At 42.9% G+C, this 15,172-nt stretch carries 10 protein-coding genes; 3 read left to right on the top strand and 7 right to left on the bottom strand.

The features are described 5' to 3' along the window. Window positions 1-513 precede the first annotated feature (513 nt). The 4 genes from EWV68_RS00835 to EWV68_RS00820 form a co-directional block, all read right to left on the bottom strand. On the bottom strand, window positions 514-1,323 hold the full coding sequence (locus tag EWV68_RS00835) for an MBL fold metallo-hydrolase (protein ID WP_061430315.1): 810 nt from the start codon (window positions 1,321-1,323) through the stop codon (window positions 514-516). 61 nt (window positions 1,324-1,384) lie between these two features. Beyond that, window positions 1,385-1,972, bottom strand: a complete 588-nt coding sequence (locus EWV68_RS00830) for an anthranilate synthase component II (protein WP_159297608.1) — start codon at window positions 1,970-1,972, stop codon at window positions 1,385-1,387. Window positions 1,973-2,099: 127 nt separating this feature from the next. Continuing rightward, window positions 2,100-2,600 carry a pentapeptide repeat-containing protein gene (locus tag EWV68_RS00825; protein ID WP_061430314.1) on the bottom strand — a complete coding sequence of 167 codons (501 nt, stop codon included), beginning with the start codon at window positions 2,598-2,600 and terminating at the stop codon, window positions 2,100-2,102. Between the two features lie 2 nt (window positions 2,601-2,602). Beyond that, the gene (locus EWV68_RS00820) at window positions 2,603-3,991 is read right to left on the bottom strand and encodes an LCP family protein (RefSeq protein ID WP_061430313.1); all 1,389 of its coding nucleotides are present in this window, start codon (window positions 3,989-3,991) and stop codon (window positions 2,603-2,605) included. A 571-nt stretch (window positions 3,992-4,562) separates the two neighbouring features. Here EWV68_RS00820 and EWV68_RS00815 point away from each other — a divergent pair. Together EWV68_RS00815 and EWV68_RS00810 are read left to right on the top strand one after the other, a co-directional pair. After that, window positions 4,563-5,240, top strand: coding sequence for a C40 family peptidase (locus tag EWV68_RS00815; RefSeq protein ID WP_002796767.1), 678 nt, complete (start codon window positions 4,563-4,565; stop codon window positions 5,238-5,240). Window positions 5,241-5,386: 146 nt separating this feature from the next. Next, complete coding sequence (locus tag EWV68_RS00810; protein ID WP_287168497.1) at window positions 5,387-8,491, top strand: efflux RND transporter permease subunit; 3,105 nt, start codon at window positions 5,387-5,389, stop codon at window positions 8,489-8,491. Between the two features lie 667 nt (window positions 8,492-9,158). On the opposite strand, the gene EWV68_RS00805 is transcribed toward EWV68_RS00810, so the two are convergent. From EWV68_RS00805 to EWV68_RS00795, 3 genes are all read right to left on the bottom strand, one after another. Further along, window positions 9,159-11,528: an endonuclease MutS2 gene (locus EWV68_RS00805; RefSeq protein ID WP_287168496.1), complete on the bottom strand. Its 2,370-nt coding sequence runs from the start codon at window positions 11,526-11,528 to the stop codon at window positions 9,159-9,161. 182 nt (window positions 11,529-11,710) lie between these two features. Next, window positions 11,711-12,112, bottom strand: coding sequence for a photosystem II protein Psb27 (psb27, locus tag EWV68_RS00800; RefSeq protein ID WP_061430310.1), 402 nt, complete (start codon window positions 12,110-12,112; stop codon window positions 11,711-11,713). A gap of 469 nt (window positions 12,113-12,581) precedes the next feature. Then, the gene (locus EWV68_RS00795; RefSeq protein ID WP_061430308.1) at window positions 12,582-13,946 is read right to left on the bottom strand and encodes a sensor histidine kinase; all 1,365 of its coding nucleotides are present in this window, start codon (window positions 13,944-13,946) and stop codon (window positions 12,582-12,584) included. 243 nt (window positions 13,947-14,189) lie between these two features. Here EWV68_RS00795 and EWV68_RS00790 point away from each other — a divergent pair. Then, window positions 14,190-15,172: RNA-guided endonuclease InsQ/TnpB family protein (locus tag EWV68_RS00790; RefSeq protein ID WP_287168495.1), on the top strand; the 983-nt coding region annotated here is incomplete at its 3' end.

Genomic DNA, 15,172 nt, shown 5'->3' with positions numbered 1-15,172 from the left:
TAGCGATTTTTGTCAATTATTTTTGATCTAGAGCGAACTAATCAATTAAGTCTCTTACCAGATAAGGATTTAGTCGATTTATGACCCCCTATCGAACCATACCAAGTAACGAAGAACCGTTTCTCTTGATTTTACCTTATTTTTCCCTCGTCTCACACTTATTTGAAATGACTATATAAGCTAAGACGCATTTAAAGCACTTATTCTTAAGATTAGCCGAATCTCCCCCAATCCCTTTACTGTTGCCTCTTGCCTCTTGCCTCGTCTCAACAAGCAATTTAAATGCGCGGGCAGCTTATATCTTTCTCTAAAAAAATGGAGAATCACGTTGGGGAGCCCTTTGGTATTTTATCCATGACTACAATGCACAGCAAAGCAAAGGATTAAGCCGCCATCACTACTATCGAATCACCACCGCAATAACGTAACCCGGCGAATATCAGGAAATTGATGGTGCGTTACCACGAGAAAAAATTAGCTAATCAATAGGCCTAGGTCATTGGCTCCTAAAAATTAGGATTTCTGTAACAGTTTGCGGTAGTCAAACACGCGAATGAGCGTCCCTTTTTGGGGTAAATCGGCGGCACGAATCCGCAATTTATTGTCCTCGATCAAACGGATATTTTTATCCTTGACTAACTTGAGAAACTCATCTACAGACACCAATTCACAGGCATTTTTATCGGCGGCACTGGTAAAGTATTGAGTTGGTATAGCAATTCGCGGTTGTAAAACTTCGATCGCCTGTTTTGCTTCTTGGGGATTATAATTTTTTGGACCACCTCCCACGGGAATAAAAGCTAAATCCGGCGAACCTAGGAGAATTCTTTGTTCTAATTCGATTGGGGCCGCTGCCCCCCCTAAATGGACAATACTAATCCCCGCTTGGGTCCAACGCCAGGCCACATTCATACCGAAACGTTGCCCCCCCATGCGATCGTGGGCAATACTAATGCCCTGGAATTTTAATTTACCCAGATCATAGGCCCCCGGCTCAAACAAAATTTTCGGATTACCGGGTAAACCCTCGGCCGCCCCTTCATCCCAGAGTTGACTACTAATTAAAACGATATCTGCTTCTACTTTTGGCAAAGGAAAACCCGCCGTACAACCGATCGCCCGGAAAGGATTAACTAGGACTCTTTGCCCTCCTCCGGTGAATAAAAAGCAACTATGACCCAACCATTGAACTAGGAGGGAATTATCGGGTTTTTGGGGGGAAGTGGGGTTAGTGGGTTTCGGTTTAGTTTCCGCTAAAACTGAGCTTACTGCCACGGTTAAGAAACTTGCCCCCGCCGATAAGATAAAATCTCGCCTTTTCATAAATGTAGATGCAGAATTAATCAATTGAAGGTTAATTTCAGGGGTTGGGGATTAGCAAACACTAGAGGGATCGCAGAAAGTTTCTTAAAAGTTCCTTGCCAGCAGTGGTTAAAATACTTTCGGGATGAAATTGTACTCCTTGAATGTGGGGGTAATCCCGATGACGGACTCCCATGACCGTACCATCTTCTACCCAGGCCGTGATCTCTAAATTATCTGGCATGGTGGAGCGCTCGATCACTAAACTATGGTAACGGGTGGCAGTAAAAGGATTTTCTAAGCCTTGAAATACCCCTTCGTTGTTGTGATAGATTGGCGAAGTTTTGCCGTGCATCAAGACCGGGGCCCGGACCACATCCCCTCCGAACACTTGACCGATACTTTGATGACCGAGACAGACCCCCAAAATTGGCAAATAGGGGCCAAATTTGGCGATTAATTCCAGAGATATGCCCGCATCGACCGGACGACCTGGACCGGGGGAAATGACAATTCCATCCGGCCGCATTTGTTCGATCGTGGCCAGATCGATTTTATCATTACGATAGACCTCGATCGGCACGGCGATCGGGAACTCGGAGGCTAATTCTCCCAAATACTGGACTAAATTGTAGGTAAAACTATCATAGTTATCGATGACGATTATCAAGAGTCCCTCTCCTTTCTTTAGCCTCGCTCAGTATTTTCATTCTACACCCCGGCTGTCTCGATCGAGATAGCCGGGGTGTAGGGGGTAGGCTATTTTTGAGCCGTCAGCTAGAATCTGCCCGGAATTGCTAATCACAGCCTAAACTATCTCTGGTGGCCACTCCCGTGACCGGATTAATCCCATCGGCCCGTTCACACATTAACTTGACCTGATAGTTATCAATGACCGCGTTAGTGAAATCGGCCCCGGTAATAATTGTGTCATAAAAACGGCTGCGAGTAGCGATCGCATCGGTAAAAATAGTATTAGTTAAATCGGCAAAATCGAGGGTAACTCTATCTGCCAAAGAGGCGGTTAAATCGGCCCCTTTTAAGTTAGCTTTTAAGAGGACAGCCTCGGTGAGAATACTATAGGATAAATCGGCCCCTTCTAGGTTAGCTCCCCGCATAGCAGCAGCTGCGAAAACTCCTCCGCGCAAATCCTGATGGGAAAAATCCCGATCTTGCAGCTGGGCAAAACTATAGTTAATCGTTTTATCTTGGGCCAAAGCCACCGGACGGGCCGAAAAAAGTAGCCAAAGAATCGCCAGCAAAATAATTAAAACCAGACTGAAAAAATTTTTCAACATTGTTACTGTTGAGCGTCGAGAAACTGGGCTACATCATCACCCACCCGAATAGTTAGGTCTGAGTCTAAAGCACCAGTGGAGGATGATTCTACTTTACCGATTCCCAATTGATTTTTCAAGAGGTTAGCGGACTGAACATCACCTTTTTGGGCAATAATTGCCGTGGTTTCTAGCTTTTGGGAGGAGTCATCGCTAATATAAACATTTGTATAGCCCCGTTTGGCCAGATAATTACGAGTACGACGGGCTAAACCTTTGGTATAGGTGGCATTTTGAATGGCAATCCGCAGACTATAAACGGAGGTTTCTCCCTGGGAATAGTTATCGGTAAAATTATTAGCCACAATGGTCTTAATTTCGCGACGGTTCAAAATCCAATAACTGCGACCATCGTATTCCTCGAGGCTATTAAACCGGCCAGGGAGTAGGATCATTCTCAAGTCATCCTGTTTAATTTCCCGGCCAAAATTAGCGATAGCCAGCATTTCCTCGACGCTTAAATTCGTATCGATATATTGTTGTAAAACCTGTACTGCTTTCGGGAGACTGGGGAGAATTGTCGGACTAAAAATCTTTTGTTGTAGTGCTTTTAATAAAATTTGTTGTCTTTGTACGCGACCGATATCGCCGTATTGCTGGTTACGAAAACGGGCAAATTGTTCGGCTTGGTCGCCGTTGAGATTTTGCCAACCCTCTTGTAAATCAATTTCTAATTTTTGGGTGACATCTTTATGATACATTCGTTCGGGTACATAAACCTCTACACCCCCGACTAAATCGACTAATTCCTTAAAGGCATCGGTAGTCACCCGGACATAGCGATCTACGGTGACATCCCCTAAAGTATTACTGACCACTTCCGCCGCTAGAGTCGGTCCACCGTGAACGTTAGCATCGTTGATTTTAGTGAAACCGTGGCCAGGAATTCTGACGCGGCTATCGCGAGGGATAGACAACATTCTCACGGTTTTATCGCTAGGATCGAAGCGCACTAGGAGCATGGTATCGCTGCGACCTTTAAATACATCGTCGCCGTTTTTGGCATCTAAAACTCGATCGATCCCCATAACTAAAATATTAACAGGACGAGAAAGCTGCTGGTTAATTAAGCTATTCCAAGCTTGAGCCTCAAGGATGTCTGTTTGGGTGGGAAAAGTCGTTTTTTGGAAGATGGCCCCAATTGGCGCCGGTAAGGGACTAATTAAAGCGACGGCAGCCCCAACAGTGGCGGACACTAGGGCGGTAAAACTGAGGGTTATTCCCCAAAATAAGCCCTTTTGCAGGGGAGATGCTTTTTTTAAACCGGACATGACCGAACTGACCACCGTGACGGTATTTTCTGAGTTTTGGCTGTATTCCTGCTTTTCAAACCGCCCCGAAACATTGGCCATGGACTAACCTCAACATCTGATTAAAAGCTTACTTTAGGAGGTGACTGCTGATCCATAGAATCTATCTCTAGCGCAAAAGTTCCAGATATTGGTCACTCCCCCCTCGCCAGCTATTGTAACATATTGTTAAGGAACTGGCTATCCTAGACCTGTTGTAAAAATTAAAAATTGTTGTTAGGGTTAGGGATCAGTAGCCAGTAGCCAGTAGTCAGGAGAGTTAAGATAGAAGATAGATTTTGCCTTCGATCCCCCCTTAATCCCCCCTTGATAAGGGGGTATCTGACAATTTTTAACACCTACCTACTTAATAGTCAATTAAATACTCTATTTACCGATTTTATGCCATTTAATCCTTATTTTGTCCGTTCTTGAACCGTGAAAAGTTAATTAGGCAAGAGGTTTAATAATTTTTCAGGGATTCAGTTCGGTTATAAATTATCTCTGTGGCCAAGAATTAAGAGAGGTGGAAACTTGAAGATGACAGAACTAAGGTTATTCTCCTTGTTTTTATCCCTTAGCTTTTGGCTAGTTGGGCATTTGTTTCTGTCAATATAATTCTGATCTATTTTTTATGAAAATCATCTCTATTCCCCCATCATCGACCCAAGAATATCTCTGTATAAGAGACTTAAATCTCTACAATTCTCCCAGTTGTCAAGAGTTAGCTACCCAAGCACAACAGGGAAGACAATTAAAATTTATTTCCCTAGAAATTACCGAAAAAGGGCTACAAATTCAGCTAAGGGAAGATAATTATTTAGCTTGGTTATGCGGAGAAGATTTAGATGCAATTGCGGTGGCCACCACAGCTTATCAAAAAATTCCTCTAACTCGTTCCGACATAGAAAAACATATTCCTGAGATTATCACTTTTACTCAGGAAGCAAGGAACCGTACCAATCATTATCTCTGGGGTGGAACCCTTGCACCTAATTACGATTGTTCAGGATTAATCCAGGCTGCTTTTGCCACTTTTGGCATTTGGCTGCCGAGGGATTCCTATCAACAGGAGGCTTTTTGTCAAAAAATAAACCGAGAGGAATTACTCCCAGGAGATTTAATTTTTTTTGGTGATAAAAGAGTTAATCATGTGGCGTTATATCTAGGGAATAATCAATATATCCACAGTTCAGGAAAAGAAACAGGTAACAATGGTATCGCTATAAATCTACTTACTGATGATAGGGATAGCGTCAGTCGTCATTATTATCAAAAATTATGGAGTTTCGGTCGAGTTATGCACAATTAATCAGTTATCAGGGAAATGGGGAAATGGGGAAATGGGGAAATGGGGAAATGGGGAAATTTCAACTAAAACCCCAAAACCCTAAAACCCCAAAACCCCAAAACCCCAACCCCTAACTCCTCACTCCTTACTCTCCCCCATAGGTAATCATGTTAGAAAACATCTCCCTAAGCGGTCTGTCAATTCGTCGTCACATAGGAGTATTGATGTTAACTATAGCAGTTATCATCATCGGTCTTTTTTTTCTAAATCGTTTAGAAGTGGACTTGCTTCCTTCTATCACTTATCCTCGCATTAGTTTAAGGATGAATGTCCCGGGAGTTTCCCCGGAAGTTATTCTCGAAGAAGTAACTAAACCCCTAGAAGAAGGAATGAGTGCCACCGAGGGAGTAGTGCAAGTTTATTCAGAAACTCGCGAGGGGAGGATGCGAGTAGATTTATTTTTTCAACCGGGGGGAGATTTAAATGTCGCTTTAAATGAAGCTACCGAAAGTTTTAATCGTGTCCGACAAAATTTACCCGATATTATTGAGGAACCGCGCTTAAATAAATTTGAACCCTCTCGTTTACCCGTCTATGAATTCGCTGTCGTTTCTGATACCCTACCCCTAAAAGATTTAAGATTATTTGCCGATGAAGAATTAGGGAGAGAATTAGGATTTGTGGAAGGAGTGGCAGTGGTGGACGTGATTGGGGGAGTTAGAGAAGAAATTCAAGTTAATATTGACCTGCAGCGATTACAATTTTTAGGAGTGGGATTAAATCAGGTTTTAGACACCCTAAAAAGACGCAATCAGGACATCTCTGGGGGCCGACTAGAGGGAGAAACCGGGGAACCTTTAACCCGCGCGGTGGGGAAATTTAAAAACGTAGGGGATATCCAAGATTTAGCACTGACCGATAGTAATAATCCCGAAGAAAAAATCTATCTGCGGGATGTGGCCAGAGTTATCGATGGGACAGAAGAACAAAGAATTTTTGTCACCCTAAATGGAAAAAATGCCGTGAGGGTTAGCGTCCAAAAACAACCGAATGCGAACACGATTGCTGTGGTAGAAGGGGTCAAAAAACGCATTACAGAATTAAAAAAATCCGGGTTAATGACCGGGGGAATACAAGTCGTCCCCACTACTGATGAGTCTGTATTTATCCAAAACGCGGTTAATAACGTGGTTTCGTCGGGACTAGCGGGGACAATTCTAGCAGGACTGACTGTATTCGTCTTTCTCGGTTCCCTGCGACAGACTTTTATCATTACCCTAGCGATTCCTCTTTCTACCCTCGTCGCAATTATCTGTATGAAGTTATTCGGGTTATCGATAAATGTGTTTAGTTTGGGAGGATTGGCCCTAGGGGTGGGCATCGTGGTGGATAATTCCATTGTCATGCTCGAAAATATTGCCCTCAAAGTTAATCAAAACCAAAATAAGCGAGATTTTTTAGAAATTGCCCGGAATAGCAGCCAAGAGGTAGAATCTGCTTTATTGGCCTCCACTGCGACTAATCTCGTCTCTATCCTGCCATTTTTACTACTGGGTGGTTTTATTTCCCTGCTGTTTAACGAGATTATCCTCACTATCAGTTTTGCTGTGGCCGCTTCTCTGTTGTGTGCGTTAACCGTTGTTCCCATGTTGGCCAGTCGTTTGTTAAATATGCGGGTTTCTAGTGGTATCCATCGGTTTTGGCTCTTAAAAGTCTTTAGTCAACGTCTAGAAGGTTTAACCATCCTCTACGGTCGTTTTTTAGCTAAAATCATCCACTACAGAATACCTGTTATCCTGCTGGCCTTTTTAATTTTAGGGGGAAGTAGTTTTTATCTCTGGCAATATATCCCCCAGGAAGTCTTTAGTCGTATTCAAACCGGACAGGTGAACGTTTTTGCTCAATTTCCCCCGGGTACCAATTTAAATACTAACCGTCAGGTGATGCGGGAAGTAGAAAAGATTTTATTATCACAACCGGAAACTGAGTATGTTTTTACTACCAGTGGCGGTTCTCTTTTTGGCACAACTACCAATGAAAATATTTTGCGCGCTTCTAGTACGATTAATCTCAAAAAAGGCACTAATACAGAAGCATATATCGAACGGATGAGCAAAGCACTAGAGCAATTAAACCTCGTTAACGTGCGTTTGCGTCTCACCCCCGGTCAAGTGCGCGGTATTATTCTGAATAACTCTCCCTCCGTTGGTGCTGATGTGGATGTGATGTTACAGGGACGCGATGGGAAAACTTTAGAGCAAGCTGGTGAAGAAATCCTCAGTATTCTCGATGAAAAAATCCCTAGTGCGCGTTTTCGTGCCGATGCTGACCCCAGACAACCAGAAATTCAGATTAAACCCGATTGGACACGCTTAAATAGTTTGGGATTGAGTACCCTGGAAGTGGGACAAACGCTACGGACCGCTATTCAAGGATCGATCCCCACCCAACTGCAACGGGGAGAAAGATTAATCGATATCCGAGTGCAATTGGACCCCAACTCGCGGCAAAAAATTAGTGGCATATCACAAATACCTATTTTTGTCAATAGACAAGAAGACTTAAAATTAGCAGATATAGCCCGGATTGAAGCGGGAAAAACCCCCGGAGTCATCCAGAGAATCAATCAGCGTCAAGTTTTTATTATTATCGGCAGTTTAGTCGAAGGGGCGAAATTAAGTGACGCACTCGCGGGAGTACAATCGCTTTTAAATTCCACTCCCTTACCCGATGGTATCAGCATTTTACCCAGTGCTGCCGCCACTTCTAATCAAGAAATTCAGGGTTCTTTGGGTTTATTAGCGGGTTTATCGGTATTTTTAGTCTTTGTAGTCATGGCCGTGCAGTATAACTCACTCATAGACCCTTTGGTGATTATGTTAACCGTTCCTTTAGCCCTAGCGGGGGGGATTTTCGGACTATATTTGACCAAAACCCCGATTAATGCCATTGTCATCGTCGGGGTGGTGTTATTGGTGGGGATTGTGGTTAATAACGGGATTATTATGGTGGAATTGGCGAATCAATTGCGGCAAGAATTCGGTTTTACTCGACTACAAGCTATTTTAAAGGCCGCTCCCCAACGTTTACGACCGATTTTAATGACTACCGTGACCACGGTTTTAGGTTTATTTCCCCTCGCTTTAGGATTAGGAGAGGGGGGACAATTCCTGCAACCTTTAGGAATTGTCGTTTTTTCGGGTTTGTCTTTAGCAACTCTGTTAACTCTGTTTATTATTCCCTGTTTTTACGTTTTATTCTCCAGAAAATAATCTTCTTGGACAGTGGGGTGTGGGGTGTAGGGTGTAGGGTGTGGGGTGTGGGGAAGTGGGGAAGTGGGGAGAATAAATAAAAAAAGTCTCCTGACTCCTGACTCCTGACTCCTGACTCCTGACTCCTGACTCCTGACTTCTCACCCAATGTTGGTCAAAGATAAGCAAAAATTATTTACTGACTCCAAAAACTTGAGAATATTTAAATTAACATTTCGCAATATTTATAAATTCTTAAGAATTAATTGAGAAAGATTTTTATTTAACAACGATGTTACAATGGTTACAGCGATTTGATAGAATTTCATAGTGGGTTATTATGTGCTTTTTTGGGCAGCAATGGCTCAAACCCTTGCCACACCTACAAGGTGATCCTAATTAAGACAGGTAAATCAGTCAATTTCACCCATAATGATGATCTTTTTTTTGTGTAGTTTTATTGCAAAAAAAAAGTTTTTTTGACAAAAAGCACAAAGTATGATACAAACCCAACGTATTTCTGGCTGCCAGTAGTTATTGTAGAGTGGGAGTTGGGGAGTATTTTCAGTGATCAGTAAACAGTGAACTGATAACTCACATCTGATAACTGATAACTGATAACTGATAACTGATAACTGATAACTGACTCCTGGCTTCTAACCCGACAAAAAACTTTTTGCCGCAAACCCTAAGTTAAATAAGCGATAGTTACCCCCGAACCGCCCTCATTTTGGGGTGCTAATTGAAAGCGTTTTATCTGGGGATGACGGGATAAAAAATCGTGAACACCCTGACGCAATTTCCCCGTACCTTTACCGTGAATAATCCATAATATGCCCGATGGGGTGGCGCGGGTGATCGCCTGTTCGATATCCGTTTCTGACTCTGCCACCCTGGAACCGCGAATATCGACGGTATTATTAGAAGTACGAATTAAAGGAGTCTCCTGGGGTTTTGTGGGAGTTTGGGGCAAATTTTTGGCAGGTTTTGGCGCAGTTTCCACTTTTTGACCATCCAAAGACTCAATCTGGTCTAAGGGTAGGGTCATCTTCATCATACCGAAACGCAGGGAAATCTCCTCTGATTCTGGTGAAATTGCTAAAACTTCGGCAGTTTGTCCCAAATTGGGCAAGCGTACCCTTTCCCCCACTTGCGGACGATAATTAACCTTAGTTTTTTCCGTTTTCGGTAATAACCTTTCTGCGATCGCAGTTAATTCCTCTGTGGCTTTTTGGGCATCTCTACCGGTTTTTGTTCCCGCTTGCAATCGGCGAATAACGTCATTAATCTCTGCTTTTGCCGATAGTAAAGCCTTTTGTATCTCCTGCTCCTGATAACGCTTTAATTCTCGCTCTCTCTCCTGTAGAGAATTGGCCCGCGTGGAAACTTCTGTATAAAATTTCTCCGTTTGTTGGAGCAATTGACTAGCTTCTTGAGCTTTTGACTCCTGTTCCCGTCTTTGCGCTTCCAAACCAGCAATTACTTGATTTATCTCCTCCGATAACCCCCCCAGATGATTTCTCGCTTCGGCCACAATTGCGGGATTCAATCCCAAACGCTGGGCAATAGTTAAAGCATTAGAACGCCCCGGAATGCCCCATAATAGTCGATAAGTGGGGGAAAGAGTGCGATCATCAAACTCTACCGAGGCATTTTCAAAGCGAGAATCTCGATACTTTAACGCTTTTAATTCCCCGTAGTGAGTGGTAGCCACCGTCAGTAAACTATGATCGGCGAGGTATTGTAAAATAGCGATCGCTAAAGGACTTCCCTCGGCCGGATCCGTACCTGCTCCCACCTCATCGAGTAAAACCAAGGAACGAGAATTTAAAGCCGCTAAAATGCGAACAATCCGGCGAATGTGACCCGAAAAAGTCGATAAACTCTGTTGCAAAGACTGTTCATCCCCGATATCGGCTAAAACGTGATCGAACCAGGGTATCTCTACCGGTTCCCGCGCTGGAATAAACAGGCCCGCTTTCGCCATTAAAGCCGCTAATCCGAGGGTTTTTAAAGTAACGGTTTTTCCGCCGGTATTTGGTCCGGTGATGGCAACAACGCGAATTTCTGGGCTAATCTGCACATTTATTGGTACGACCTCCCCCCCCTGTTCGTGGTGTTTTTGCCACCAGAGCAAAGGATGACGCAAATTCCGTAAAGTAATCGTTTCCGAACCATCGATAAAGTGGGGGGGATTACCCTCTAACCATAAACTGTAACGGGCCCTGGCGGTGGCCAGATCGAGCCTAGTAGCGATCGCTAGTAAATATTCTAAGTCGTCAAAGGCTTCGGCGATTGTATTACTTAACTGCCGCAGGATTTTTTCTTCTTCGATTTGTTCCTGACGACGATATTGCCGCAGTTGATTGCCTTGGTCAACGATAGAGTGAGGTTCAATGTAAAAAGTCGCCCCTGTGCTGGAAGTATCGTGAATTATCCCCGGTATTTGCTCTTTTTGTGCTGCTTTGACGGGAATCACCCAGCGGTCGCTTCTTTGGGTAATGACCGCTTCTTGGATGGCACCACCCTGTTTTTGCATGATATCCTGTAATTTGCGGTAAATTCGCTCTTTAATCACCTTCATTTGTCCCCGAATTTCCCGTAATTGGGGACTAGCGCGATCGGATATCCGGCCATCTTCATCGATACAACGGTGTATTTCCTGTTCTATCTCTGGATAGGTGCGAATTTCCGCTACTAACTCTTTTAAAACCGGTATATCTTCTTGTTCGTCAATTAAACGCCGTAAACGTCGCACTCCGGCCAAAGTCGTGGCAATATTTAAAAGTTCCTGTCCCGATAATAACCCCCCCAGATGCGCTCTTTCTAGGGCATCGCCGATGTCGCTAATCCCATCAAAGGAAAGACGACTATCTAATTTTTGTTCTAAACTATAAACTTCTTTGGTTTGGCAGAGTAGGTTTAAACTTTCCTCTTTGCTTTCCGGTAAGGGCAATTGACGAATCGCGATCGCACCGAGTTTAGTCGCTGCAAAAGTAGCTAGGTGTTGACATAGCCGCGGCCATTCCAATAATTCTAGGGTTTCGTCTTGAATCAATTTTGTAGTTTTTTATAATACGCTTTGTATTTCTAGTCTAACCGGATTTGGTCTGATTTTTACAGGAGTGGGGTGTGGGGTGTGGGGTGTGGGGTGTGGGGTGTGGGGAGATGGGGGGATTTCAACTAATACCCCAAAACCTTAACCCCCCAAAACCCTAACACCCAACCCCTAATCTGTATCTAAATTCCTTTCTGGAGAGAGAATTGCACCTGTTTAAATTCTTGTTTTAAACGTTGTTTGAGTTTGTCGGGGATGGGACGGGAACCGTAGGCGGTATAATAACCAGCTAGAGAGTTTAAGGCTGTTTGCATAGTAGTGAAAGAACGCAAACCCCCGGATTTTTTATCTCGTCGGTAGAGGGAGATGTAATCGTTGATTTGTTCCTTTGCTTGCGACTCAACTGCCGCTTTATTCGGGTCATCTTTGACTAAATCAAGGGCTGTGGTTAAAGTTTCAATCACCGTCAGGGTATCCTGTCCATAATTGCCGGTTAACTGCGAACTACTAGAACAACCCATCAATCCGATGACCAGGACGAGAACCAAAGCTAATAAGCGAGAAATGTAAGGTTTTAGAGACATATTTTCAACACCATAAGTTAATCCCAAGTCACCTTATCCTATCAGGAAACTGTGACCAGTTCCCCAGGAGAGTCAACTGGCTGCAAAAATCAGGGGTCAAACAGGGGGCAAAGAGCCAAAATATAGGCTTTTTTGGCGGCAAAAGCCCTATTTTTGCCCAAAACTTAGATGCCATCAACCCGAAGTGAGTTGATTTTGGACTAATTCCGGCCGCGATCAGGCACTGGTGACGGTTTCAGGGTCGATCGAGATTGGACTTTGCGATCGATCAATCCCCCTTATCAAGGGGGGCAGGGGGGATCCCCCCGCCTATCGGCACCCCCCTTATCAAGGGGGGCAGGGGGGATCAGAGGCAAAATCTATCTTCAATTTAATTATAACTACTTACTTAAAAATTCTTCGTTGCTTTCGTCCCGTTTCGAAAGAAAGAAAGTTACATTTTGTAATCTTTAGACCGCTCAAGCTGGAACTAGGGTGAAATGGGCAGTTTGACGGTAAAGCTTGTTCCCTTATCCACTTGGCTATCTAGGGCGATTTCGCCGCGGTGGAGTTCGACGCATTTTTTAACCACTGCTAACCCCAATCCCGTGCCGATAATATTTTCCACATTCTGACCCCGATAAAAGGGTTCATAGATCTTACCTCTATCTTCCTCGGCAATGCCGATACCGTGATCCCGGACTTGAAAAACAATGCGATCGCTATCTTTCCACAAAATCAAACTAATCCCTGCTCCTGTGGGGGAATATTTAATCGCATTTAAGAGTAAATTACTTAAAATCGAGTAGAGCAGTTTCTCATCTAGATAAGGACGGATCATCAATCCCTGACTGACAAATTTAATCGGGGTATTATTTTTATTGATAAATTGAAAATCCTCGACTAAATTTAAACAAAAAGCTTCAATATCGAGCGGCTCTAGCCGACAACTGAGATTACCAGATTCTGCCCTTGTTAAAATCAAAATATCTGTTAAGAATTGATTCATTAGCTTTACAGAAGACTGGATTCTATATAGGTTTTTTCTGCTCGACTGTTCTGCATCTTTTAAGCCATTTTCTAATAACTGCGAGGCGGAAAGAATTACGGTTAAAGGAGTTCGGAACTCATGGGATATCATAGAAAAAAGCTGAATTTTTAGATCGGAAAGTTCTTTTTCCTGTAGTAATAACCGGTGAATTTCATCACTTTTTTGTCGCCGTTTCTCTTGCCAAAAAATCAAAAAATAAACTCCGCAAATAATCCCAAAACTGATAAAAGTTCCCAGTAAACCCAAAAGAGAATTTTCGCTGATACTATCCCTAGAACTAGCGATGCTACTTCTTAAATTCCTTTTCTGACTAGCTTGTAAATAGGTAAGAAGATTTTGAAACTTATCCCGGACTTCGACACTTTTAACCGTGATTGCATCTTGAGAAATATCATCGGATCGATCGGATTTATAGGTGGCGATCGATTGATTAAATAAAGTAATTCGCCGATACATTAAATCCCCGATCTCAGTCACCATTTCCCGCTCGAAATCCGTGCCGTTTTCTAATTGTTTAGCCAGGAGTTGCCAGTTAGATTGCATCAAAGCGATCGCCCGACGATGACGGCTTAATTCCCTAGGGCTGCCAGTTTTGACATAATCCCGTCTTCCCGATTCGGCCACCGCCATGTTAGCGTAAAGATTACTGAGATTATCGATGATCTCGTAGGTAACTTCCACCTCGGCAGCGCGCTGACGCAGGGCGAGGGTATTGCGATAGGAAACTAGGCTAATAGTTCCCATCAATAAGACAGTTAGCCCGAAACCTCCCGCGATCCATTTTCCTTGTTTGAGCCAATTCATCAGGAGTTAACCGACGCTATTTCCAGCTTACTCTATCTAAATGGAGCAAGAGGACTCCCGTTAAATTTCTCCTTAATTAAAAATATACCAGAAATTAACGGGAGATGAATTGCCCCCAGAATCTAAACTAACGCGACAGCGTTTCCTAATAAGGAAAGGCTTGATTCTTAAGGTATGTATGAGCTTGACATATTTAAGCGGTAAGTGTTATACTGAAAAGATAGCACAGATGGGGTCAGGCTGATGTTAAATGTTTTAAAAGTGAGAATATACCCAAACAAAAAACAGGAACTAGCCTTAGCTAAAAACTTTGGTTGCGTCCGTTTTGTTTGGAATTACTACTTAAATAAAACTAACAATCAGTACCTAGAGACTGGTAAAGGAATGACCTACTGTGACATGGCAAAAGACCTTACCAAACTCAAGAAACAGCTGGATTTTGAATGGTTAGCTGAGGCTACTGCCGCTACCTTGCAGCAATCATTGAAAAACTTAGAATCTGCTTTTAAGAACTTCTTCTCAAAAAGAACAAAATTCCCTAAATTTAAAAGTAAGCACAAAAAACAATCAATCCGTTATCCTGAAAGTTGTTCAATTAGAAATAAGGGAATTAAGTTACCTAAATTAGGGGTTGTAAAAGCTAAGATTTCTCAAGTAATAAATGGTAAGATTAAATCCGTAACTGTTTCTAAAACCAGTACAGATAAATATTTTGCTGCCATCTTGTTTGAGATGGATGACTCAACAACCATTGAAAAACTAAAAATATCAGGGATAGACCTAGGTTTATCTTCTTTAGTTACGGTTTTTGATGGTGAAACAACCTACAAGATTGACCCAATCAAACCTACCAGAAAATATGCTAAACGTTTAAAGCGGAGACAACAAGCATTGTCTCGTAAAGCCAAGGGGTCTAATAATCGCCAAAAAGCCATTAAGGAGGTGGCCAAGGTTCACGAAAAGATAGCAAATACTAGACAAGATTTTCTTCATAAACTCTCCAGAAAGTTAGGCGATGAAAACCAAATCGTTGTAGCCGAGAATCTGAATACTAAAGGGTTAGCAAGGACTAAATTAGCCAAATCAATACATGACGCTGGTTTTGGTATGTTGCTTAATTTCTTGGACTACAAGCTAAAAAGAGAGGGAGGAAAACTTGTAGAAGTTGACAGGTTTTATCCGAGTACAAAACTCTGTTCTTGCTGTGGATTTAAAAATGATTTATT

It is taken from the genome of Microcystis sp. M_QC_C_20170808_M9Col, assembly GCF_007095495.1.
GTDB classification, from domain to species: domain Bacteria; phylum Cyanobacteriota; class Cyanobacteriia; order Cyanobacteriales; family Microcystaceae; genus Microcystis; species Microcystis aeruginosa.
Note: the sequence above shows the minus strand (reverse complement) of the source record. Positions and strands in the feature narration are given on the sequence as shown.

Bases quoted from the DNA above. Each gene is read 5' to 3' on its own strand.
- EWV68_RS00835 (WP_061430315.1), bottom strand. From the start codon at position 1,323: ATGAAAAGGCGAGATTTTATCTTATCGGCGGGGGCAAGTTTCTTAACC.
- EWV68_RS00810 (WP_287168497.1), top strand. From the start codon at position 5,387: ATGTTAGAAAACATCTCCCTAAGCGGTCTGTCAATTCGTCGTCACATA.
- psb27 (WP_061430310.1), bottom strand. From the start codon at position 12,112: ATGTCTCTAAAACCTTACATTTCTCGCTTATTAGCTTTGGTTCTCGTC.
- EWV68_RS00815 (WP_002796767.1), top strand. From the start codon at position 4,563: ATGAAAATCATCTCTATTCCCCCATCATCGACCCAAGAATATCTCTGT.
- EWV68_RS00795 (WP_061430308.1), bottom strand. From the start codon at position 13,946: ATGAATTGGCTCAAACAAGGAAAATGGATCGCGGGAGGTTTCGGGCTA.
- EWV68_RS00825 (WP_061430314.1), bottom strand. From the start codon at position 2,600: ATGTTGAAAAATTTTTTCAGTCTGGTTTTAATTATTTTGCTGGCGATT.
- EWV68_RS00820 (WP_061430313.1), bottom strand. From the start codon at position 3,991: ATGGCCAATGTTTCGGGGCGGTTTGAAAAGCAGGAATACAGCCAAAAC.